The 20,237-nt window shown below is 40.6% G+C and carries 20 protein-coding genes and 2 tRNA genes; 10 read left to right on the top strand and 12 right to left on the bottom strand.

What is annotated here, in order from left to right; genetic code table 11:
• The first annotated feature begins 1 nt into the window (after position 1).
• From ACX0HA_RS08240 to ACX0HA_RS08230, 3 genes are all read left to right on the top strand, one after another.
• Positions 2-1,399, top strand: coding sequence for a HAMP domain-containing sensor histidine kinase (locus ACX0HA_RS08240; RefSeq protein ID WP_458844790.1), 1,398 nt, complete (start codon positions 2-4; stop codon positions 1,397-1,399).
• 80 nt (positions 1,400-1,479) lie between these two features.
• Positions 1,480-2,199, top strand: a complete 720-nt coding sequence (locus tag ACX0HA_RS08235; protein ID WP_458844789.1) for a hypothetical protein — start codon at positions 1,480-1,482, stop codon at positions 2,197-2,199.
• 20 nt (positions 2,200-2,219) lie between these two features.
• Positions 2,220-3,170, top strand: coding sequence for a bestrophin family protein (locus tag ACX0HA_RS08230; RefSeq protein WP_458844788.1), 951 nt, complete (start codon positions 2,220-2,222; stop codon positions 3,168-3,170).
• 53 nt (positions 3,171-3,223) lie between these two features.
• Here the strand turns inward: ACX0HA_RS08230 and ACX0HA_RS08225 are convergent, their stop codons facing one another.
• A complete protein-coding gene (locus tag ACX0HA_RS08225) occupies positions 3,224-3,505 on the bottom strand; it encodes a hypothetical protein (protein WP_458844787.1) in 282 nt (93 codons plus the stop codon).
• 338 nt (positions 3,506-3,843) lie between these two features.
• Between ACX0HA_RS08225 and fabD the strand changes: the two genes are divergently transcribed.
• On the top strand, positions 3,844-4,728 hold the full coding sequence (gene fabD, locus ACX0HA_RS08220) for an ACP S-malonyltransferase (RefSeq protein ID WP_458844786.1): 885 nt from the start codon (positions 3,844-3,846) through the stop codon (positions 4,726-4,728).
• Positions 4,729-4,943: 215 nt separating this feature from the next.
• Entirely contained in the window at positions 4,944-5,126 is a 183-nt protein-coding gene (locus tag ACX0HA_RS08215; protein WP_458844785.1) for a hypothetical protein, read from the top strand.
• Here the strand turns inward: ACX0HA_RS08215 and ACX0HA_RS08210 are convergent, their stop codons facing one another.
• Both ACX0HA_RS08210 and ACX0HA_RS08205 read right to left on the bottom strand, forming a co-directional pair.
• A complete protein-coding gene (locus ACX0HA_RS08210) occupies positions 5,127-5,576 on the bottom strand; it encodes a GNAT family N-acetyltransferase (RefSeq protein ID WP_458844784.1) in 450 nt (149 codons plus the stop codon). It lies immediately after the preceding gene.
• Entirely contained in the window at positions 5,576-6,805 is a 1,230-nt protein-coding gene (locus ACX0HA_RS08205) for a 3-deoxy-D-manno-octulosonic acid transferase (RefSeq protein WP_458844783.1), read from the bottom strand. The genes ACX0HA_RS08210 and ACX0HA_RS08205 overlap by 1 nt, the downstream gene beginning before the upstream one ends.
• A 100-nt stretch (positions 6,806-6,905) precedes the next feature.
• Between ACX0HA_RS08205 and ACX0HA_RS08200 the strand changes: the two genes are divergently transcribed.
• Positions 6,906-8,036 (top strand): DegT/DnrJ/EryC1/StrS family aminotransferase, encoded by a 1,131-nt coding sequence (locus ACX0HA_RS08200; protein ID WP_458844782.1) that lies wholly within the window; start codon positions 6,906-6,908, stop codon positions 8,034-8,036.
• Between the two features lie 70 nt (positions 8,037-8,106).
• A complete protein-coding gene (gene galE, locus ACX0HA_RS08195; RefSeq protein ID WP_458844781.1) occupies positions 8,107-9,120 on the top strand; it encodes a UDP-glucose 4-epimerase GalE in 1,014 nt (337 codons plus the stop codon).
• A 68-nt stretch (positions 9,121-9,188) separates the two neighbouring features.
• On the opposite strand, the gene ACX0HA_RS08190 is transcribed toward galE, so the two are convergent.
• From ACX0HA_RS08190 to ACX0HA_RS08180, 3 genes are all read right to left on the bottom strand, one after another.
• A complete protein-coding gene (locus ACX0HA_RS08190; RefSeq protein WP_458844780.1) occupies positions 9,189-9,665 on the bottom strand; it encodes a GNAT family N-acetyltransferase in 477 nt (158 codons plus the stop codon).
• A 15-nt stretch (positions 9,666-9,680) separates the two neighbouring features.
• Positions 9,681-10,115, bottom strand: a complete 435-nt coding sequence (locus tag ACX0HA_RS08185; RefSeq protein ID WP_458844779.1) for a carboxymuconolactone decarboxylase family protein — start codon at positions 10,113-10,115, stop codon at positions 9,681-9,683.
• A gap of 103 nt (positions 10,116-10,218) precedes the next feature.
• Positions 10,219-10,788, bottom strand: coding sequence for a Crp/Fnr family transcriptional regulator (locus ACX0HA_RS08180; protein ID WP_458844778.1), 570 nt, complete (start codon positions 10,786-10,788; stop codon positions 10,219-10,221).
• 91 nt (positions 10,789-10,879) lie between these two features.
• Here ACX0HA_RS08180 and ACX0HA_RS08175 point away from each other — a divergent pair, with 91 nt between their 5' ends.
• The 3 genes from ACX0HA_RS08175 to ACX0HA_RS08165 all read left to right on the top strand — a co-directional run bounded on the left by ACX0HA_RS08175 (position 10,880) and on the right by ACX0HA_RS08165 (position 14,521).
• On the top strand, positions 10,880-13,015 hold the full coding sequence (locus ACX0HA_RS08175; protein WP_458844777.1) for a S46 family peptidase: 2,136 nt from the start codon (positions 10,880-10,882) through the stop codon (positions 13,013-13,015).
• A 229-nt stretch (positions 13,016-13,244) separates the two neighbouring features.
• Complete coding sequence (locus tag ACX0HA_RS08170) at positions 13,245-13,460, top strand: hypothetical protein (RefSeq protein ID WP_458844776.1); 216 nt, start codon at positions 13,245-13,247, stop codon at positions 13,458-13,460.
• 146 nt (positions 13,461-13,606) lie between these two features.
• Positions 13,607-14,521 (top strand): magnesium transporter CorA family protein, encoded by a 915-nt coding sequence (locus ACX0HA_RS08165; protein ID WP_458844775.1) that lies wholly within the window; start codon positions 13,607-13,609, stop codon positions 14,519-14,521.
• 252 nt (positions 14,522-14,773) lie between these two features.
• Here the strand turns inward: ACX0HA_RS08165 and ACX0HA_RS08160 are convergent, their stop codons facing one another.
• From ACX0HA_RS08160 to mutS, 6 genes are all read right to left on the bottom strand, one after another.
• On the bottom strand, positions 14,774-15,328 hold the full coding sequence (locus ACX0HA_RS08160; RefSeq protein ID WP_458844774.1) for a hypothetical protein: 555 nt from the start codon (positions 15,326-15,328) through the stop codon (positions 14,774-14,776).
• 7 nt (positions 15,329-15,335) lie between these two features.
• On the bottom strand, positions 15,336-15,875 hold the full coding sequence (locus ACX0HA_RS08155; RefSeq protein WP_458844773.1) for a hypothetical protein: 540 nt from the start codon (positions 15,873-15,875) through the stop codon (positions 15,336-15,338).
• A 6-nt stretch (positions 15,876-15,881) separates the two neighbouring features.
• Positions 15,882-16,670 (bottom strand): TIGR04255 family protein, encoded by a 789-nt coding sequence (locus ACX0HA_RS08150; protein ID WP_458844772.1) that lies wholly within the window; start codon positions 16,668-16,670, stop codon positions 15,882-15,884.
• Between the two features lie 240 nt (positions 16,671-16,910).
• Positions 16,911-16,996, bottom strand: a tRNA-Leu gene (locus ACX0HA_RS08145).
• A 16-nt stretch (positions 16,997-17,012) separates the two neighbouring features.
• A tRNA-Gly gene (locus ACX0HA_RS08140) sits at positions 17,013-17,085 on the bottom strand.
• Between the two features lie 239 nt (positions 17,086-17,324).
• Positions 17,325-19,931, bottom strand: coding sequence for a DNA mismatch repair protein MutS (gene mutS, locus ACX0HA_RS08135; protein ID WP_458844771.1), 2,607 nt, complete (start codon positions 19,929-19,931; stop codon positions 17,325-17,327).
• Positions 19,932-20,237 lie beyond the last annotated feature (306 nt).

The following is a 20,237-nucleotide window of genomic DNA, read 5'->3' as shown; positions in this document are numbered from 1 at the left end:
CATGCAGATAAGAAGGAAGATCATTACCACTTATATTACCCTATCGGGTATCAGCACCCTATTACTATGTGTGGTGGTTTTTTTTCTTTTTAAGCAGAACAATCAATACTACTTCCTGAAACGACTTCAGGACAGGGCAAAGATCGTGGCATCGATACACTACCAAAACGACCCTGAAAAAGCCCGCTACTACCGCGAACTCAAAAAACACGGACTGGAAGAGCTTATAGACGAAAATGATTTTGTACTCAAAGTAAACGGAGCCAACTCTTTTGAATACAACACAGAACTTCACCTGCCCCATGAATTCTACGAGGAAGCCATGAAAACAGGAAAAGCCTGGGTAATGCAGGATGAGCACCGCTATTATTATGCCCAGATATTCAATGAGAATGGCCTGAAATACATGGTTATAGTCACCGCAAAAGACCGCCGCGGCAATACCACCACTATATACATAACCAGGATCATGCTTTTTGGCGCAATAGGGTTTATAATACTCGCCTATTTCTTTGGTCGCTTTTTAGCCAGAAGGGTTATCAATCCGGTTTCGAGAATCACTAAAGAAGTAAAGCGCATTAGTGCCTCAAACCTGCATAACCGCCTGCAAAAACCTGGCAATGACGATTCTGATGAGATCACAGACCTGACCAACACATTCAACGACATGCTCGACAGGCTTGAAACTTCGTTTGAGATCCAGGCCAACTTTATTAATAATGCATCGCATGAACTGAAGACTCCCATAACAACAATATTGGCAGAGACTGAGATCGCATTACTAAAAGAACGCAGCCCTGAAGAGTATGCCGAGGCGCTTGAAGCAATCAACAGGCAGGCTTCACGACTGAGCAACCTAACCGAAAGCCTTCTCAAACTTACCCAAACAGGTTATGACGGCACCAAACAGGTTCAGGACATTGCCCGTATAGACGAATTGCTGCTCGATGTAAAATGCGACCTTGACAGGCTATACCCCGATAACCGCATAAGCATAAAATTAAATGACATGCCCGAAGATGAGGCGCTGCTTACCCTTCCATGCAACAGGCCACTTTTGGAACTGGCTATTGGTAATATCATTTCTAATGGGGTTAAATATTCTGACAACGAAGAAGTATTCGTGTCGCTTACCGCCGATTCCAAAAACATAAAGATAGTCATCACCGATATTGGTATCGGGATACCACCCGAAGACATACCTTATCTTTATGAACCCTTCTTCCGTGGCAAGAAAGCCTCACGCTACACCGGATACGGCCTTGGCCTTCCATTAGCCATGAAAATCATCAGGATGCACAGCGGCGAACTAAATGTACAGTCAGAGCCTGATAAGGGTACGGTAGTGAGCATTATCTTTCATAAAGCCAACATTAAAAATTCTAATGTAAAATCTTAGGATTTTCTAATTTTAATTTAAGACCCTTCTTATGTTGAGGCTGTTACTTTGCCTGTATAAACTCCTAAAGATTATACAGCATGAAAAACATACTTATCCCTACAACATTACAACAGGATACTATTATTGCCGTAAAAGCAGCCATTAAGCACGCTAACGAAAGTAATTACATCATAACACTCATGCTTGTGAGCGACCTGCCGGATGCTGAATCGGCCAGTTATTTCCTGAGAACTACAAAATCTGCCTATACATCACTACAAACTCAGGTATTAGATTTATGCCATACTGAAGCTGCAGACCACCCGAATTGCAGACTTGAGCTGCACAATCGTTATGGGGTTTCTGCTCCATTGCTTAAAAACCTGTTAGAGCATTTAGGCACCGGCCTTATCATCGTGCCGCCATCATACAAACAGGAACGCGACAGCATTCATCATTTCTGCCTGAATTTATTAGCCAACAGTAAGACACCCATACTGCACCTTACCGAAGGCTGCGAAGAACAGGAATTCAACAAAGCCCTTTATCTGGAACACACTACCGCACAGCTTGGACTACAGGAAGTGCAGCAACTCATCGGTTCCCAGTTTAATTTCAGGATAGTAAGCCATGCTGCCGTAGGCGAACAATACCCTAATGAGCTTGGCACACAACTTACCGAAGCCATTGCTAAAAACAATATTGACCTGCTTATTGAGACGCGTAAGCCGGAGAAAGTGAGAATGAAGAAACGTAAAGAAGCGTATGTAAATGAAACACTCGGACTACCGGTACTCTCGATATTTGAAGAGGCCTGATTAATTTAAAACCAAAAGACATGCTATTAAAAAAGAGAATACCACTAAAATATATATTGGGCAAGATCAAAGTTGAGCTTGCACTGGTTATTGCCTATACGATAGGATTTGAAATAATCCACCACTTTTACCACGCACTCTCCATTAACATACCTATTGCTGTTCCCGCAATAATAGGTACCATCATATCATTGCTGCTGGCCTTTAAGTCGAACCAGGCTTATGATCGCTGGTGGGAAGCACGAACGGTATGGGGGGCAATAGTAAATGATTCACGCACGCTGTTACGTCAGGTTATCGGGTTTTACAAAGACCCTGATTTTTCGGTAGAAGCAAACGATTTTAAGGAAGGTTTTGCCAAAAGGCAGGCCGCATGGTGTTACAGCCTTGCACAAGCCTTAAGGGGCAAAGACCCTATAAAGCCTATTGTCAGCCTGCTTACTGAAAAAGAACTGCGCTTCGTGCAGAACCATAAACACGTACCTAACGCAATACTCATGCTTCATGCAAAAGAGCTTAAGAGAGCAAAGGATGCAGGTAAGATAAACACTTACCAACAGGTAGAAATTGACAACACACTGACAAGGCTGTGTGACTCGATGGGTAAATGTGAGCGTATAAAGAACACTATTTTCCCTACTACCTACAGTCTGTACATCCGATTCACGCTGTGTTTGTTCATATTGCTTTTGCCATTTGGACTTACCGATTATCTGGGGTGGATGCAAATCCCGATTATTGCTACCATTGCTGCTGCCTGTTTCCTTATCGAAAAAATGGCAATACACCTGCAGGATCCGTTTGAGGGCAGGCCAACCGATACACCTATGATCTCGATATCCAACAATATAGAGAACAACCTGATGCAGATGGTGAATGAATACCGAAACGAGTTTGAAGACGAAGCTGTTACGACGGCTCCTAAATTGCATCACATACAGCCCGTTAAAAATGCTTATTTTGTCCTTTAAGATAGATTTAGTTAGATTGAACAAAAAAGCCTTCGCTGTAGCGAAGGCTTTTTTTATATTCTTTTATTCCAGTTCTTACCCAGCCAGTCTTTCATCTCGATACGCGTACTGCATTTATCCGGAATGTGTTTCTTGATAAGGTTTTCGAGCCTATGAAAAGAATCGAGTGTCATTAGGCCTGACATTTGAAAGAAACGGTGAATAAAATCCAAAACCTGGTAACCGTTATCCTTGTCAATAATATCATCATCAGACACATTCTTATGAACTTTTGCCTTGTCGGTGTCTGACCAGGAATAGTCAAAACGAAGCGAGGATTTATCAAATCTGGACATATATGCTTAATGTATCTATGTTGGGGGAACAATTAAATTACAAAAAAATACCAAAAAAACTCGGTAGTTTTATTCTTACATCAAACACAATATTAATAAAAAAATCCCTCGGAGAGGGATTTAATTAAAAAATATTTTAGGAAAACCCATCGGGTTTTAATAAGGTCTACCAAAAGTAATCATTTTGTATTCAGTACAATAATCATAAATGTTAATTAACATGTTAAATATTAGATGCTTCGCAATAAACTTATTAACCTAAAAACCTATTTTGAACAGACCAATTGAAAAAACCTTATTTTTGCCGTACAATCAAACAGAAACAAATACCTAACAGTATGAAAGCATACGTATTTCCGGGCCAGGGTGCCCAGTTTACAGGAATGGGCAAAGACCTTTACGAAAGATCGGCCCAGGCGAAAGAATTATTCGAGAAAGCTAATGAAATCTTAGGTTTCCGCATTACAGATATCATGTTTGAAGGCACTGCCGAAGAACTGAAAGAAACTAAAGTTACCCAGCCCGCAGTATTCCTGCACTCGGTTATATTAGCTAAAACCCTTGGTGCAGATTTCAAACCTGAAATGGTAGCCGGACACTCTCTTGGCGAATTCTCTGCACTGGTTGCAGCAGGAGCACTTACTTTTGAAGACGGTCTTAAGCTGGTATCGCAACGCGCACTTGCCATGCAAAAAGCCTGTGAGATAACACCTTCTACAATGGCGGCCGTACTTGGCCTTGACGATAAAGTAGTAGAAGACGTTTGTGCAACGATAAACGGTGTGGTAGTACCTGCCAATTATAACTGCCCGGGGCAGCTTGTAATTTCAGGTGAGACAACAGCTGTAGAAGCTGCTTGTGTTGCCATGAAAGAAGCGGGTGCTAAACGTGCGCTTCTACTTCCTGTAGGTGGTGCATTCCACTCACCGATGATGGAACCTGCACGCGAAGAGCTTGCAGCAGCTATCGAGAAAACAACATTCAGCACTCCGGTTTGCCCCGTGTACCAAAACGTACCGGCAAGCGCTGTGACAAATCCTGACGAAATAAAACAAAACCTTATCATACAGCTTACTGCTCCGGTGAAATGGACGCAGTCGGTACAGAACATGGTTGCCAATGGTGCTACTTTATTTACTGAAGTTGGACCGGGCAATGTACTGCAGGGACTTGTAAAAAAGATCGCTCCTGAAGCACAGACAGCAGCAGCCACTATTGAGTAGGCAGTCGCAGTATTCAGTATCCAGAACATAACGTTTTGTCATTCTGAATGAAGCGCAGCGTAATGAAGAATCTCTTATTTAGATTCAGATTCTTCATTCGTCAGAAACCTAACAAAGTGGCTCGGCGAAGTCAACGACAAACAACACTCATAAAAAATCCCGTTCGCCGTGGCGAACGGGATTTTTATTTATATTTACTTGTAAATCATCTTATCATGAAAATCAAGATCTTCTCGCTTATCGCCATAATAGTGTTTGCAGCAGTTGGTGCCATTATTTTTATTAATGTCTCCAATGACCATAAGGAATGTACTACCGTTACAAAAAAAATTGCCGATACTGATGGCAATACCGTTACGGTAACTGAACATGTTTGTAATGAAAAATACAACCAGTAGTTACTTAACTACCAGCTTCATCAGCCCGCGATTGTGAATTTCATAGCCTTTAGAAAGGTAAAGTTTTTGGGCAACCGTATTATGCCCTTCTATCTCAAGGTAAATTATCTTTACCGACAAGGCTTTTGCCTGTTCAGTAATAAAATCGAGCGCCTGCTTGCCAAAACCGAGTCCGCGTGCCTTTTCTGAAATGAACAATTCATCCAGGAACGCGATCCTGCCTTTGTACTCAAACGAGAATACAAACGTCATAATCGCATAACCTACCGGTTCGTCTTCTTTTAGTATCAGCCATGCCCTTCCCAGCGAATCATTTTCAATGAATTCTTGCATAAGCCCGCGCGAGACATTAGCATCTATAGGGTAATTATCAATAGCATAGAATTTTTCCATCATGGCTATCACCAGGGGAATATCCTGAATTTCTATGGGCTTGAATATGGCTTCCATCAGTCCTCTATATTTTTAAGGATAATATTTACCGCACCCCGGTTCATACTTACGAATGTTCCTGCAATATGACCGGTTTCATAACGCACATCATCATTATACACCAGTGACGACAATGCGTCGTTCATTTCGGTTTTATCTTCTACGGCAATGCATCCGCCCATATTAACCAATGCTATCGCCTCCGGAAACTTCTGGTGGTTGGGTCCAATGATTATCGGCACGCCAAAAGCAGCAGGTTCTAATATATTATGCAGTCCGGCAGTTCCGAAACCACCGCCTACATAAGCAACATCGGCATAACTGTATATTTTCGTTAGTATGCCCACCGTATTGATAATAAGGACATCATATTCAGCAAGGTTTTTCCCTTCCTTTTCAGAAAATAAAACCACTTTGCCTGTAAGGCTGTTCTTTATATCGTTGATATGATCTTCTCCAGTTGTGTGCGGTGCAATGATGAATTTTGTATCCGTAGTCCCATTAATAAAATCGGTAAACATGGCCTCATCTTTTGGCCACGAACTCCCAAATACCACAGTAGTTTTGTCGTTTTTGAATTCTTCGATAAAAGGCAGCGAATTATCGCGCTCCAGTATTTCACTCACCCTATCATAACGGGTATCGCCGCTAAGGGTCACATTATTGAAGCCTATGCTTTGCAGCAGGGTTTTGGAACTGTCATATTGTACAAAAAAATGATTGAACGTTTTAAGAGCCTTCCTGTAAAAGCCGCCATACCATTTAAAAAACACCTGGTCTTTCCTAAAGAAGCCTGATATAAGATACACTTTGGCATCAGTTTTACTCAGCTGATTCAGGTAATTGGGCCAGAACTCATATTTGATAAAGAATACTTTTTCAGGTTTAACTATCGAAAGGAATCTTTTGGCATTTGCCAAAGTATCCATTGGCAGATAAACAATAACATCGGCAGTCGTGGCATTCTTACGCACCTCATAACCGGATGGCGAAAAGAACGTTATTACAATTTTATGTTCGGGATGCATGGCCCTTACCTTTTCCATAACCGGCAATCCCTGCTCATACTCTCCCAGCGATGCCGCATGAAACCATATTGTCTTGTCACCAGACTTCAGTTTTGCTTCAAGTGTGCTGAAAACGGTCTTCCTTCCATCCACAAATAGCCTGATTTTCGGGATGAAAAGAGCCACTAGATTGAGGATTGATTTCGCAATTATGGTAAGGACATTATACAGAAAAAACATAGGCAAGAAATTGAGGTGCTAAATTACATACTTTATACTATTTTCATTGGCAGGCAGTCATTAAATTAGTAGTTTTGCGCTGATTAATAATTTCACGATCATGAAAAAAATCCAAATGGTTGACCTGAAAAGTCAGTACGACCAGATAAAAGATACAGTAAATGCTTCTATCCAGGAAGTTTTAGATAATACATCATATATCAATGGGCCACAGGTTCATAGTTTCCAGAAAAACCTTGAAACTTACCTTGGTGCTAAACATGTTATACCATGTGCCAACGGAACCGATGCGCTTCAGATCATCATGATGGGCCTTGGACTTCAGCCGGGTGACGAGGTTATTACTGCCGATTTTACTTTTGCCGCTACGGTAGAGGTTATCGCACTGCTTCAGCTTACACCTGTACTGGTAGATGTTGAGCCGGATACTTTCAACATTTCTATTGAGGCCATCAAAAAAGCAATTACTCCAAAAACAAAAGCTATTGTTCCGGTACATCTTTTTGGACAAGCAGCCGATATGGAAGCTATTATGGCTCTTGCTGCTGAGCATAATCTTTATGTAATTGAAGACAACGCACAGGCAATTGGTGCAAATTATAAATATGCCGACGGTTCTAAGAAAAAAGTGGGCGTAATAGGCCATGCGGCTTCTACATCGTTCTTCCCTTCTAAAAATCTTGGTTGTTATGGCGATGGCGGAGCTATCTTTACTAATGATGATGCACTTGCACACACACTTAGAGGCATTGTAAACCACGGTATGTACGTGCGTTACCATCACGACGTTGTGGGTGTTAACTCAAGGCTTGATAGCATTCAGGCTGCTGTGCTTAATGTAAAATTACCACAACTAGACGCTTACAACGAAGCAAGACAGGCTGCTGCTCAAAAATACAGTAATGCTTTTGCAGGTCATGCTAACATCATTACACCCGTAGTTACAGGTGATAAAGACAGCCATGTTTTCCACCAGTACACATTAAGGATAATCAATGCCGACAGGGATGCACTTATGCAACACCTGCTTGACAAAGGTATTCCGTGTGCTATCTACTACCCTATTCCGCTTCACAGCCAGAAAGCCTATGCTGATACACGCTATAACGAATCTGATTTCCCGGTAACAAACCAACTGGTAAAAGAGGTTATATCACTGCCAATGCATACTGAACTTGACGACGAGCAGATAAAATTTATCACCGACAGCGTTTTAGAGTTTTTAAAATAAACTTATTGCCGGCTGATAGCACCTTTCCAGCTATCAGCCGGTAAACATTTTCCAATCCAAAAAACATACTATGAAAATTCTTGTAACCGGCGGACTGGGCTTTATAGGTTCGCACACCGTTGTAGAACTTCAAAATGAAGGGTTTGATGTGGTCGTTATCGACGACCTTTCGAACTCATCGATCGAAGTGCTTGACGGTATTGAGGCCATTACCGGCAAAAAACCGGATTTTGAACAGATAGACCTTCGCGAGAAGGCTGCTGTAAAAGATTTCTTTGCAAAATACAGTGATGTATCAGGCATTATCCACTTTGCAGCATCTAAGGCGGTAGGCGAAAGCGTTGAGAACCCGTTGTTGTACTATGAAAACAACATTGGAGCATTAGTATACCTGCTTCAGGGACTTCAGGCTAAACCTGAATCTCATTTCATTTTCAGCTCTTCGTGTACCGTTTACGGTCAGGCCGAAAAAATGCCTATTACAGAAAACGCTCCGATACAATCAGCCATGTCTCCTTATGGAAACACCAAGCAGATAGGTGAAGAGATTATTCAGGATGTGGCCAATGTGAGCGGTATAAGTTCTATTTTGCTTCGCTATTTCAACCCTATTGGCGCGCATGAGTCGGCAAACATTGGCGAACTGCCAAAAGGTACGCCTCAGAACCTTGTACCCTTCATCACGCAAACAGCAATGGGCCTAAGACAGCAGCTATCGGTATTTGGGTCAGATTACCCAACACCGGACGGCACCTGTGTTCGTGATTATATTCACGTGGTAGACCTTGCCAAAGCACACGTTACAGCGCTTAAGCGCCTTGTAAATAAAGTAAACACAGACAAAGTAGAGATCTTTAACCTGGGAACAGGTACAGGAAGCTCTGTTTTAGAAGTAATCAATGCTTTTGAGAAAGTAAGCGGGCAGAAACTTAACTACAAGATTGTAGACAAACGCCCGGGCGATGTTACCGAAGCGTATGCCGATACTGACAAAGCTAACAATGTCCTGGGTTGGAAAGCAGAGCTTTCACTTGACGAAGCACTTGCTTCGGCATGGAAGTGGGAACAGAAGATAAGAAAGTAGGCCGTCACAGTATTCAGTCTACAGACAATACTACAAAAAATCCGAAGCGGTTGCTTCGGATTTTTTATTTATAATTCTTTCTCCATCTTATAATTGACGAGTACTACATTCCCTCTTTCGTTTTGCTGTTCTCTGACTACAACACAGCCTTTCTTCTCAAAAAAAGGGCGGGCCGTTTTACTGATATCAGATGTAATGACTGTTGTTTTTAGTCTGATGGCTTCTGTTTCAAATGCTGTAAGAAGCATATCAGCAATGCCCTGCCTCTGATGGTCTTTATGCACATACATAAAGTCGAGGTAATTGTCATTCAGCAATGACCCAAAGCCCACAATCACATTATCTTTTACAGCCAGCAATACATACTGGTCATCGACAAGTGCATTCCATCGTTCTTTGTTTTCAGATGACGAAGCCCATACCGCACGCTGGGCGGCATCATATTCATTGGCACAGACATGCTGTATCGTTTCCCTGAAAAGCGCTTTCATTTCGGCAAGGTCAGCAATGGTTGCCTGTCGCAATTGAATTTGGTTTAGTGGCATGTGCAAATATAATGATTACCCCGGCATCATACCTGTAGTAATACCAATACGGTTCCAAGCATTTATGGTGATGATAGCAAAGATTACCTGAGCCGTATATTTCTCTCCCAGTACAGCAACAGCCTCATTATAGGTTTTGTCAGATACGTGATTTGATATAAGGGTAACCTCTTCGGTAAGTGCAAGTATAGCCTGTTCTTCTTTGGTAAAGAAGGGTGTATCTCTCCAGGCGCTTAATGTGAAGATACGTTGCTGGGTTTCGCCATATTTCAGGGCATCTTTGGTATGCATATCAAGACAATAAGCACAGCCATTGATCTGGGAAGCTCTTATTTTTATAAGCTCTTTATGTGTTTTAGTAAGTTCGCTTGAAGCCAGATATTTTTCAAAAGCAAGCATTACTTTATAGCCTTCTGCCTCTACATTATGCAATTCCATTCTTTTTTCCATGATATTGAATTTTAAGTTGTTATTTGATTTGTACATGACAAATTTCCGTCAATGTCCCCTCAAAAAACTTAATCATGATTAAGAAATGATTTTGGTGCAAAATTTATTTTTTTGCCCTCAGCTTACTCAAAAATTCAGGTGTCATTCCTAAAAAGGAAGCCAGCATATACTGAGGTACACGCTGAACGAATTCAGGATGCCTGTTGTTCATCATTTGGTATTGCTCTTCTCCGCTAAGGTTAAATATGTAGTGTATGCGGTTGAGCTGTGATGAATAGGCTTTCTCAAGCACAATCCTGAAGTACTTTTCCAGCTGCGGCAGTTTTTCAAAAAGTTGGTCTTGTGCTTTCCTGCTTATTGCTAGTACTCTTGTATTTTCTATTGCCTGTATATTAAAATTAGACGGCTGGCTACCCTTAAAGCTGAAATAATCGGTCATCCACCAGTTCTCAATAGCAAACTGGATTACCTGCTCTGCCCCTTTATTGGTCATAAGATATAGCCTGAGGCAACCACTTTCTACAAAATAATTATAGTTACAAACCTGCCCCGCTTCAAGCAGATGCTCTTTCTTTTTAAGTTCTTTTACCTCAACAGCAGCCAGCAGCAATTCGGTTTCTTCTGCAGTCAGGCTCACATGTTTCTTAATATGTGTAACAATTTCGTCAAACATAGCACTTATAGATTATCTGGTGAAAGATACAAATTATACCCTTTTGTAAATAATGTGTACCTTGGCACCGCTAAAATAATTAAACCATAATATGAGATTATTACGACTGCTTGTCCTGTTGCTTGTCCTTCCTGCCTATGCGCAGCAAGGCGGTATGTGGATACCATCCCTGCTTAAGGGAATGAACGAGAAAGAAATGAAGAGCCTTGGTATGAAAATGTCTGCATCAGATATTTATGATGTAAACAATTCGAGCCTTAAAGATGCGGTTCCCCAATTTAACGGCGGGTGTACATCGGAGGTTATCTCTTCAAAAGGATTATTGCTTACCAACCACCACTGTGGTTTTGGCGAGATACAATCGCACTCTACAGTAGATCACGACTACATCGCCAACGGTTTTTGGGCGATGAGCCTTGCCGAAGAGCTGCCAAATCCGGATCTTGAAGTAACGTTTATCGTAAGGATAGAAGATGTTACCACCCAGGTACTGGAAGGTGTCGCTGCTATTACCAATGAAAAAGACAAACAGAAGAAAATTCAGGAAAACATATCACGCCTTACCAACACACTTCCTAAAGAATCGTGGCAGGGCAACAGCATCCGTACGTTTTATGAAGGCAACCAATACATGCGTTTTGTAACCGAAACTTTTGAAGACGTTCGCCTTGTAGGTGCACCGCCATCATCAATCGGTAAATTCGGGTCGGATACAGACAACTGGGTATGGCCAAGGCATACGGGCGATTTCTCGCTTTTCCGTATCTATGCCAATAAAGATAATAAACCCGCAAAATACTCTAAAGACAACATACCTTATGTACCGAAACATTACTTCCCGGTATCTATAGGCGGCGTTAAAGAAGACGACTTCACTTTAGTGTTCGGTTACCCGGGCAGAACGACAGAGTACCTTCCTGCAGTTGCTGTAGAGCAAATCGTAAACAACCTGAACCCTGCAAAAATTGAGATCAGGGATGCAGCCCTTAAAGTTGCCGATGGCTTTATGCGTAAAGACCAGGCTATCAAAATTCAGTATGCTGCTAAATATGCGCAGATTGCCAACTATTGGAAAAAATGGATAGGTGAAACACAAGGGCTTAAGAAAAGTAATGCCATTGGCATTAAAAAAGCTTACGAAAAAGATTTCCAGGCTAAAGTTGCCAAAGCAGGCAAACAGGCAGAATATGGCAATCTTATGGCCGACTTTGAGAAGAACTACAATGAAATTGCGCCTTATGCACTTGCGAGAGACTATTTTACAGAAGTAGTGCTCCGCAATACCGAACTGCTTACTACTGCTTACAGGTTATACCAGCTGGAACAGATTTATAACGCCCGTGGCGAACAGTCGTTTAATGACCGAAAAAACAATACGATTGCAGCTCTTGAGGAAACCTACAAAGATTTCAACAAGAATGTAGACGAGAAAGTATTTGAGCAGCTTATCCAGCTGTATGCAACAAAGTCACCAAAACAGTTTTTACCTTCGGTTCTCACAAATGCCGACTTCAAGGCTATGACTGCAGAGATCTACGGCCAGTCCAAACTTACATCATACAATGGTGTAAAACAGCTATTGGAAGGTGATGCAAAAACAGTGATTGCCCGACTTAATGAAGACAAAGGCTATAAGCTTGTAAAAGTACTTACCGATGCTTACAATACAAACGTGGCTCCTAAATATGACGAGATCAACTTAAGGATTATCGCACTGCAGCGCACTTATATGAAAGGTATCCTTGAGCTTAGTCCTAAAGATGCCCGAATTTTCCCTGATGCCAACAGCACCCTGCGAGTAACTTACGGAAAAGTAAATGGCTACGAACCAAAAGATGCTACCTACTATGGCCCTGTAACGTACCTTGATGGTGTTATGGAGAAATATGTGCCGGGCGATTATGAGTTCGATGTTCCGCAGAAGCTTATAGACCTGTATAACAAAAAGGATTACGGACGCTATGGCGAGAATGGAAAAATGCCGGTGTGTTTCATAGGTACCAACCATACCACAGGCGGTAACTCAGGAAGCCCTGCCATAGATGCCAGAGGAAATCTTATCGGACTTAACTTTGACCGTGTTTGGGAAGGCACCATGAGCGACATTCATTATGACCCGTCGATATGCCGTAATATTATGGTAGATATGCGCTATGTATTGTTCATTATCGAAAAGTATGCAGGTGCCAAACATTTGGTAGACGAGATGAAAGTTGTAGGGAAATAATCGTTATTATTATCACAAAAAACCGAGAGAGAAGCCTGATATGTTTCTCTCTCGGTTTTTAGAATGAGCCTCAAAGGGAAAATCATTTAAATATTACGGAAAATTCTCCGTAAACCCCTGAATTTAAAGGAAACAGAAGAAACATTTTTTTTTCGGTGAAATATATCACCATATCAAAAAATTTATATCTTTGCTCCGAATTAATAATTAACCTTTATAATTTAGTAAGATGAAAAAAGTTGTTTTAAGCCTAGCTCTAGTAGCAATGATGAGTGTTTCTTTTGTTTCTTGTAAAGAAACTAAAACTGAAGAAACTACAGAAGAAACTACAGTTGTAGAAGAGACTCCAGCTGTTGAAGAAGCTCCTGCTGCTGATACTACTGCTGTAGCTGCTGACACTACTGCTGCTGCTACTCCAGCTCCAGCTGCTGCTCCTGCTCACTAAGAATTAGCAAGACGACAGTCAAAGTATTAGAAAGCCTCCGCCCAGCGGAGGCTTTCTCCTTTTATACCCCTTCCGGAATGAAACAATTATAAAAAACTTAAGAGAAGATGTAGTAACTTTGAGTAATCACCACTAAACGAAGCATTATGCCCACAACATCCTGCCAGATCAACGATACCGATATCAACTGGATAGACATAAATGACCCCACAGAAGGTGAACTTAAAGAAATAAGCAAACAATACAACCTCAACAGGTACACCCTCATGGATTCTATGGATCCGGACCACCTGCCCAAATACGAAGAGCACAACAACACCCATTTCATTATTGCAAGAATTGTAAAGCAGGAAGCCGATGCCGACGGCAAAAACCAGCAAACGATACAGAGCCTTAGCAGCAAGATCGCTCTCTTTTACAACAAAGACTTCATTATTTCCATACATCGCAGCGCACAGTCCATTATAGGCGATATTAAGACCCATTTTGTAGATACCAACAAAATAACTTCAACTACCGGCATAGCCATTCGCATAGTACGCGATGTATTGCGCTCCTACGAACAGCCCGCCATGCAGCTATCTGACGAGATCGATTTTTTTGAGTCGAAGCTGTTCCTGAAAAAGAATATCCCATCGGATATGATAGAGGGTATCTATTACCTAAAGAATAAGGCAGGACTATATAAGAAATTATTGGTCTTAAGCAACGAAATAATAAACTCGATCAGGGCAGAAGACGAAGACAGGCCGGCACTGCGCGATGTACGAGACCTGCACACCAAACTTATGCTGCTCTACGATCAGGTACTGGAAGACGCCAATAACCTGCTGAATATCTACCTGTCATTATCGGCCAGAAAGACCAATGACGTAATGAAGATCCTCACCATCTTCTCGGTATTCTTTATGCCGCTAACGTTTATTGTGGGGGTTTACGGAATGAATTTCCGCTTTATGCCGGAACTGGAATACAAATGGGGCTATCCCTTGTCAATAGCATCAATGGTGATAATATCTGTGATTATTTATATCTGGTTTAAGAGAAAGAAGTGGCTGTAGTAAAGCACGGATTACAAATCCGCGTTATCTGGTTTTAACTATATGCCAGAAATACGATTTAAATGGGGCTATCCGCTGTCTTTGTTATCCATGGTGATATATCGGTATTGATCTATATTTGGTTCAAAAGGAAGAAGTGGTTCTAGTAAAGCAGGATAACTGATACAAGATTGCGAGATTTTCATCTCTTCTTACTCTTCCCTCTGCCATAAATCATAATAAATAAGCCGTTGCATTGCAACGGCTTATTTATTATGATTTAATTATTTCTTTAAAAACACAGTCTATAAAAGTGTCATCATCAGGTTTTTCATCAATTAACAACTTACTTTTCTTAAATAGATTTTTAGTAAAAAGCCTTCTGTAAGTATGTACTGATTCATCAGTAACTTCGTTAGCAGGATTAATATAATAAATATCTGCATGAGCAGGATTTAAAGGTGTATCAGTATAGACTTCAGTTGGAGGTTCGATTATATTAAACTCAGGGTCTAAAGGTGTAGCTTTAATAACAGCCTCAAACTCTCCTCTCTTTTGTTGATGAAGAGCGACTAATTCATCGAAAACACTTTTTTTAAAGATTACAAAACCTGCATAAGGCTGCGGATTAGCTTTCGCAAACTGTTTACTTAAATTTTCGTTGCTATATCTTTCTCTCTGTAATGAAACTCCTCCTCGGGTATCAAAAAAAAAGTCTTTTTCAATAAAGCTTGACTCTTCTATTTTTCCTTTTTTAAAATCACTCGAATATACAAATCTTATCAGAATTTCTTCATCATCAATTTTTCTTGAGATAAGTTGCTGCATATGTTCATTATAATAAAGATTGTAAATCCTGATTTACAAAATACATTGTATTGTCAAATTCTTCAAAAGATATATCTAATGATTCTACTTGTTTGATGTCTTCTCCTTTCGATTCAATAAAATATCCAACAGAATTTTTCGATATTTCCAAAGAAAAAATATTATTATCAGCCCCACCAAATTCCCAGTCTAAAATTATAGTGCCAAACTTAGATGGGTAAATATTATCCTTTAAATAATATAATATGCTTGGTGGAATCTCACTTACTACATTTAGCGTATTTATTATAACCTCCGTACTAATCTTTTTTGAACCAAATCCATTCCAATTATCAGGCAATTTAGAAATATGGTCAATCTCATTTTTTAATTCTTCTTCACAAGTTTTAATTTCATGATTTCTCAAAAAAAGTTCAGATTTATATGAAGTCTCATTAGTCTCATTCCCAGGTTCAATTTTAAAAAAATTTGAATGGAATCTATATTTTTGTTTATCAAAATCAGGATTTAAACCTAATATTACAGAATCAATTACTGCTGTTATCATGCTGCACTAATTTAAATTAATTAATTTAAGCACTTCTTGGGATAATACTTCTTTCAGAACATCTTTATTGATGTTATGAGCTTTTTGAAAATACCCTGTTAATAAATCATTTGTTAACGCTTCATTGGAATCTTCAAAACTGTCAAATGTCTTCACATATTGATGATTAATAATAACTTTCCTGAGTCTATTGCCAAAAGATATTTCAGTCTTTTCTTCATATCCTTCATTAGAATCTACATCTTCTTTTGCTTGAGAATGCAAAATTAAAGTTGCATTGTCAGAATTTAGAAACTTGTTATTTATTAACTCAGAATTTACATTAAATATTTCCTTAACTGGAATTTTCTCAGAATTCACCCATGTAAATTCATCAATATAGCTTAATGAAATAGCAGATATAAAAAATTTATAATTATCTGATACAACACTTAAATCATCAACCAATTTATTTAAATAATTTTCCCAATTCTCGTATCTCCTTGTCTCAAAAGTAAGCGCAGTTGTATTATCACTCTGATTAACAAGTCTTAAAATATTTTCCAATCTACCTTGCACATCAAAACTTTCAAATACAAAACCATTAATTTTATCTTGCTTTATGTTATCATCTAGTCGTATAGTTCTAAGTGTAGTTTTATTTCTTCTAGGATAACTTTTACAGATAGATTCAACATTATTCAATTTATCAAATAACGTTTCTATTTTTAAAACATTTTGCGCAAGAAAAACTGTTGCCACAACATTGCGGATTGAATGCTTTTTTGAAATAGGTTTTAAAAACTGATCAAGCATTAGTAAAGATATTTTTTACAAAATTACGATTTTTTTGCATTTCAACTCACCTTAGGGAGTTTATTTAACGGTGATTTGTGCATTTCGTCGATTACAACTAATATCTTCCACGTACAGAATGACATAAATATTAGATAAAGCTTTATCCATATTCGACATCAAAGCAATAAAAGTACTTAGTCCTAGATGTTGATAACACTAAAATAAAAAAGCCCTAAACTTTCGTTTAAGGCTTTTCTGTACTCAAGGCGGGACTTGAACCCGCACGGGCATTACTACCCACTGGATTTTAAGTCCAGCGTGTCTACCAATTCCACCACTCGAGCATAAACTAGTAGTTTGAGCGAAAAACGGGATTCGAACCCGCGACCTCAACCTTGGCAAGGTTGCGCTCTACCAACTGAGCTATTTTCGCAATTGATTACCGCTGTTTGTTTCAGTATTTCGGTTGCAAATGTAGTACTTAATTTCAATTCTGCAAACGTTTCCATGAAAAAAAATCAAAGAAAAATATAACTTTCTGATAACGTTTAGCTTAAAAATGAAAGTTTTTTTAGACTACCTATTTCTGTTTACACAAAGAATGGGATTTCTCCGCTACGCTGCGCTTCGGTCGAAATGACAGTGCCGCAAACTGAACACTGCGACTGAAGACTACTTCGTCAGCATCCTCTTTATCTCGTTCAGCTTCATTAAAGCCTCTACCGGAGTAAGCGTATTGATGTCAAGGCTCATTATTTCCTGTTTGATCTCTTCCAGTAATGGGTCATCAAGGTTAAAGAAGCTTAATTGCAGTTCGTCCTTAGGAGCTATCTTGCCATTGCCCAATGCTTCGCCGGAATGATCTTTCTCCAGCTTTTTAAGCAGCTTTTGCGCTTTCTGTATAACCGTTTGTGGCATTCCGGCCATCTTAGCCACATGGATACCAAAACTATGCGCAGAACCGCCCTTTACAAGTTTACGAATAAACAGCACGGTGTCTTTCAGCTCTTTTACCGATACATTGAAATTCTGGATACGCTCAAAGATATCCTGCATCTCGTTCAGTTCATGGTAATGCGTCGCAAACAGCGTCTTAGGCTGTGCCGGATGCTCGTGCAAAAATTCGGCGATAGCCCAGGCAATCGATATACCGTCATAGGTGCTGGTACCACGTCCGATCTCATCCAGAAGGATAAGGCTTCTGTCGGATATATTGTTCAGGATGCTTGCCGTTTCGTTCATTTCGACCATGAATGTCGATTCGCCCATCGAGATATTATCCGATGCCCCTACCCTTGTAAATATTTTGTCTACTATACCCATACGCACGCTTTCGGCAGGCACAAAACTTCCCATCTGCGCAAGCAGCACTATCAGTGCCGTTTGACGAAGGATAGCCGACTTACCCGACATATTCGGACCCGTTATCATGATGATCTGCTGAGAGCTACGGTCAAGGTAGACATCATTGGTAATATATTCGGTTCCTACAGGCAATTGCTTTTCAATAACCGGGTGGCGGCCCTCTTTGATCTCAAGTTCAAAACTATCATCAATAACAGGACAAACATATTTGTTTTCTATTGCCAGCTGCGTAAATGACGCCAGACAGTCCATCTGGGCAATAAGGCTCGCATTGAGTTGCACCGGTTTTATGTAGGTCCCGATCCAGATCACAAGCTGTTCGAACAACTGGGTTTCGAGGGCATGTATCTTTTCTTCGGCACCCAATATCTTGGTTTCGTATTCTTTAAGCTCTTCGGTAATGTAGCGCTCAGCGTTCACAAGTGTCTGCTTGCGTATCCATTCTGCCGGAACCTTGTCTTTATGTGTATTACGGACTTCTATATAATAACCAAACACGTTATTGAAAGATATCTTCAGCGACGAGATACCCGTAGCTTCCGACTCTCTTTTTTCTATACCTTCGAGGTATTCTTTACCTGTGTTTGAAATATTCCTCAAATCATCCAGTTCAGGATGGATGCCCGATGCGATAGCGTTTCCTTTATTAATAGAAACGGGAGCATCAGGGTGTAATGTAGTCTTTATCTTTTCACGAAGCAGGTCGCACGCATGCAGGCTGTCGCCGATAGCTTTCAATGCTTCGTTCTTACTCTCAAGCGCCAAGGCTTTTATCGGCACAATAGCATCCAATGAATCCTTAAGGTAAATAACCTCACGCGGACTCACCTTTCCTGTCGCGATCTTAGAGATAAGACGCTCAAGATCGGATATCTGTTTTATCTGGTATTGTATCTTATTCAGTATCTCCTGATTGTCTTTCAGGTAAGCCACTACTTCGTGACGTGCACGCACCTTATTAGCATCCTTTAACGGAAGCGCCAGCCAGCGTTTCAGCAGTCGGCTGCCCATGGGTGAAAGCGTCCTGTCGATGACATCGAGCAGGGTTACGGCATTAAGGTTAGGGCTTTGGTACAGTTCAAGATTTCGAATGGTAAAACGATCCATCCACACATAGGCATCTTCGGCAATACGCTGAATAGATGTAATGTGCTGCACTTTGTTGTGCTGTGTTTCGGACAGATAATACAACACCGCCCCCGATGCAATGACACCCTCCTGCAATTCTTCTACACCAAAACCTTTAAGGGAATTGGTCCCGAAGTGTGAAGTAAGGTTCTCAAACGCATAATCTTCCTTATACACCCAGTCTTCCAGGTAGAATGTATGGAAATCATCGCCAAAAGTCTCCCTGAAATTATTTTTTTCCGCTTTAGGCACAAGTACCTCACTCGGACTGAAATTCTGTAATAACTTATCAATATACTCCTCGTTACCCTGTGCCGTGAAAAATTCTCCCGTAGACACATCAAGGAAGGACACACCCAAACTCCTTTTCCCAAAATATACCGATGCCAAAAAGTTATTACTTTTGGAATGCAGCACCTCATCGTTCATCGAAACACCGGGGGTCACCAGTTCGGTTACGCCACGTTTCACGATGGTTTTGGTCATTTTCGGATCTTCCAGCTGATCGCATATCGCAACGCGAAGTCCTGCCTTAACGAGTTTTGGGAGGTAAGTATTCAGCGAGTGGTGCGGGAATCCGCACAAAGCCGTTTCGGTTTCGCTGCCCGCTCCCCTTTTTGTAAGCACTATGCCCAATATCCCGGCTGCCCTTACAGCATCTTCACCAAAGGTCTCATAAAAGTCGCCTACACGAAACAACAGGCAGGCATCGGGATACTTTGCCTTGATCTCGTTATATTGCTTCATTAACGGGGTTTCTTTGGGTGCTTTTTCTTTAGTCGCCAAGGGAAATAAGGTTTAAAATTGCTTAATGGGCGAAGTTAGTCAAATTCCCAAAAAAGTAAATGCGCTGTTGGTAAATGGTGGATAACTTACTTCTTCTCTTCTTTTGTCTTGAAACAAAAGAAGCAAAAGTTCAAGGCAGCAGCTCTTTAGGCTACAAATTAAAAGTTTCAGCTAAAAGATTTGAACTCGCTCCGCTCAAACAGAAAATCTTTTTTAACGCTTCAACTCTTAATTTGCTTTACGCCACAAAGCTGAAGGCCGTAGCCTCACTCATTCATTGCCTATTTAACATTATAAGAAGAAGAG

This window comes from Flavobacterium hauense (assembly GCF_054457175.1).
The sequence above is the reverse complement of the archived record's forward strand: the minus strand, read 5'-3'. Positions and strand labels throughout refer to the sequence as shown.

Excerpts from the sequence above, each read along its gene's own strand:
- ACX0HA_RS08175 (WP_458844777.1), top strand. The coding sequence starts at position 10,880 with ATGAGATTATTACGACTGCTTGTCCTGTTGCTTGTCCTTCCTGCCTAT.
- ACX0HA_RS08200 (WP_458844782.1), top strand. The coding sequence starts at position 6,906 with ATGAAAAAAATCCAAATGGTTGACCTGAAAAGTCAGTACGACCAGATA.
- ACX0HA_RS08205 (WP_458844783.1), bottom strand. The coding sequence starts at position 6,805 with ATGTTTTTTCTGTATAATGTCCTTACCATAATTGCGAAATCAATCCTC.
- ACX0HA_RS08210 (WP_458844784.1), bottom strand. The coding sequence starts at position 5,576 with ATGGAAGCCATATTCAAGCCCATAGAAATTCAGGATATTCCCCTGGTG.
- ACX0HA_RS08165 (WP_458844775.1), top strand. The coding sequence starts at position 13,607 with ATGCCCACAACATCCTGCCAGATCAACGATACCGATATCAACTGGATA.
- ACX0HA_RS08240 (WP_458844790.1), top strand. The coding sequence starts at position 2 with ATGCAGATAAGAAGGAAGATCATTACCACTTATATTACCCTATCGGGT.
- galE (WP_458844781.1), top strand. The coding sequence starts at position 8,107 with ATGAAAATTCTTGTAACCGGCGGACTGGGCTTTATAGGTTCGCACACC.
- ACX0HA_RS08215 (WP_458844785.1), top strand. The coding sequence starts at position 4,944 with ATGAAAATCAAGATCTTCTCGCTTATCGCCATAATAGTGTTTGCAGCA.
- ACX0HA_RS08180 (WP_458844778.1), bottom strand. The coding sequence starts at position 10,788 with ATGTTTGACGAAATTGTTACACATATTAAGAAACATGTGAGCCTGACT.
- ACX0HA_RS08190 (WP_458844780.1), bottom strand. The coding sequence starts at position 9,665 with ATGCCACTAAACCAAATTCAATTGCGACAGGCAACCATTGCTGACCTT.
- ACX0HA_RS08155 (WP_458844773.1), bottom strand. The coding sequence starts at position 15,875 with ATGATAACAGCAGTAATTGATTCTGTAATATTAGGTTTAAATCCTGAT.
- ACX0HA_RS08225 (WP_458844787.1), bottom strand. The coding sequence starts at position 3,505 with ATGTCCAGATTTGATAAATCCTCGCTTCGTTTTGACTATTCCTGGTCA.
- ACX0HA_RS08150 (WP_458844772.1), bottom strand. The coding sequence starts at position 16,670 with ATGCTTGATCAGTTTTTAAAACCTATTTCAAAAAAGCATTCAATCCGC.
- ACX0HA_RS08230 (WP_458844788.1), top strand. The coding sequence starts at position 2,220 with ATGCTATTAAAAAAGAGAATACCACTAAAATATATATTGGGCAAGATC.
- ACX0HA_RS08160 (WP_458844774.1), bottom strand. The coding sequence starts at position 15,328 with ATGCAGCAACTTATCTCAAGAAAAATTGATGATGAAGAAATTCTGATA.
- ACX0HA_RS08170 (WP_458844776.1), top strand. The coding sequence starts at position 13,245 with ATGAAAAAAGTTGTTTTAAGCCTAGCTCTAGTAGCAATGATGAGTGTT.
- ACX0HA_RS08235 (WP_458844789.1), top strand. The coding sequence starts at position 1,480 with ATGAAAAACATACTTATCCCTACAACATTACAACAGGATACTATTATT.
- ACX0HA_RS08185 (WP_458844779.1), bottom strand. The coding sequence starts at position 10,115 with ATGGAAAAAAGAATGGAATTGCATAATGTAGAGGCAGAAGGCTATAAA.
- fabD (WP_458844786.1), top strand. The coding sequence starts at position 3,844 with ATGAAAGCATACGTATTTCCGGGCCAGGGTGCCCAGTTTACAGGAATG.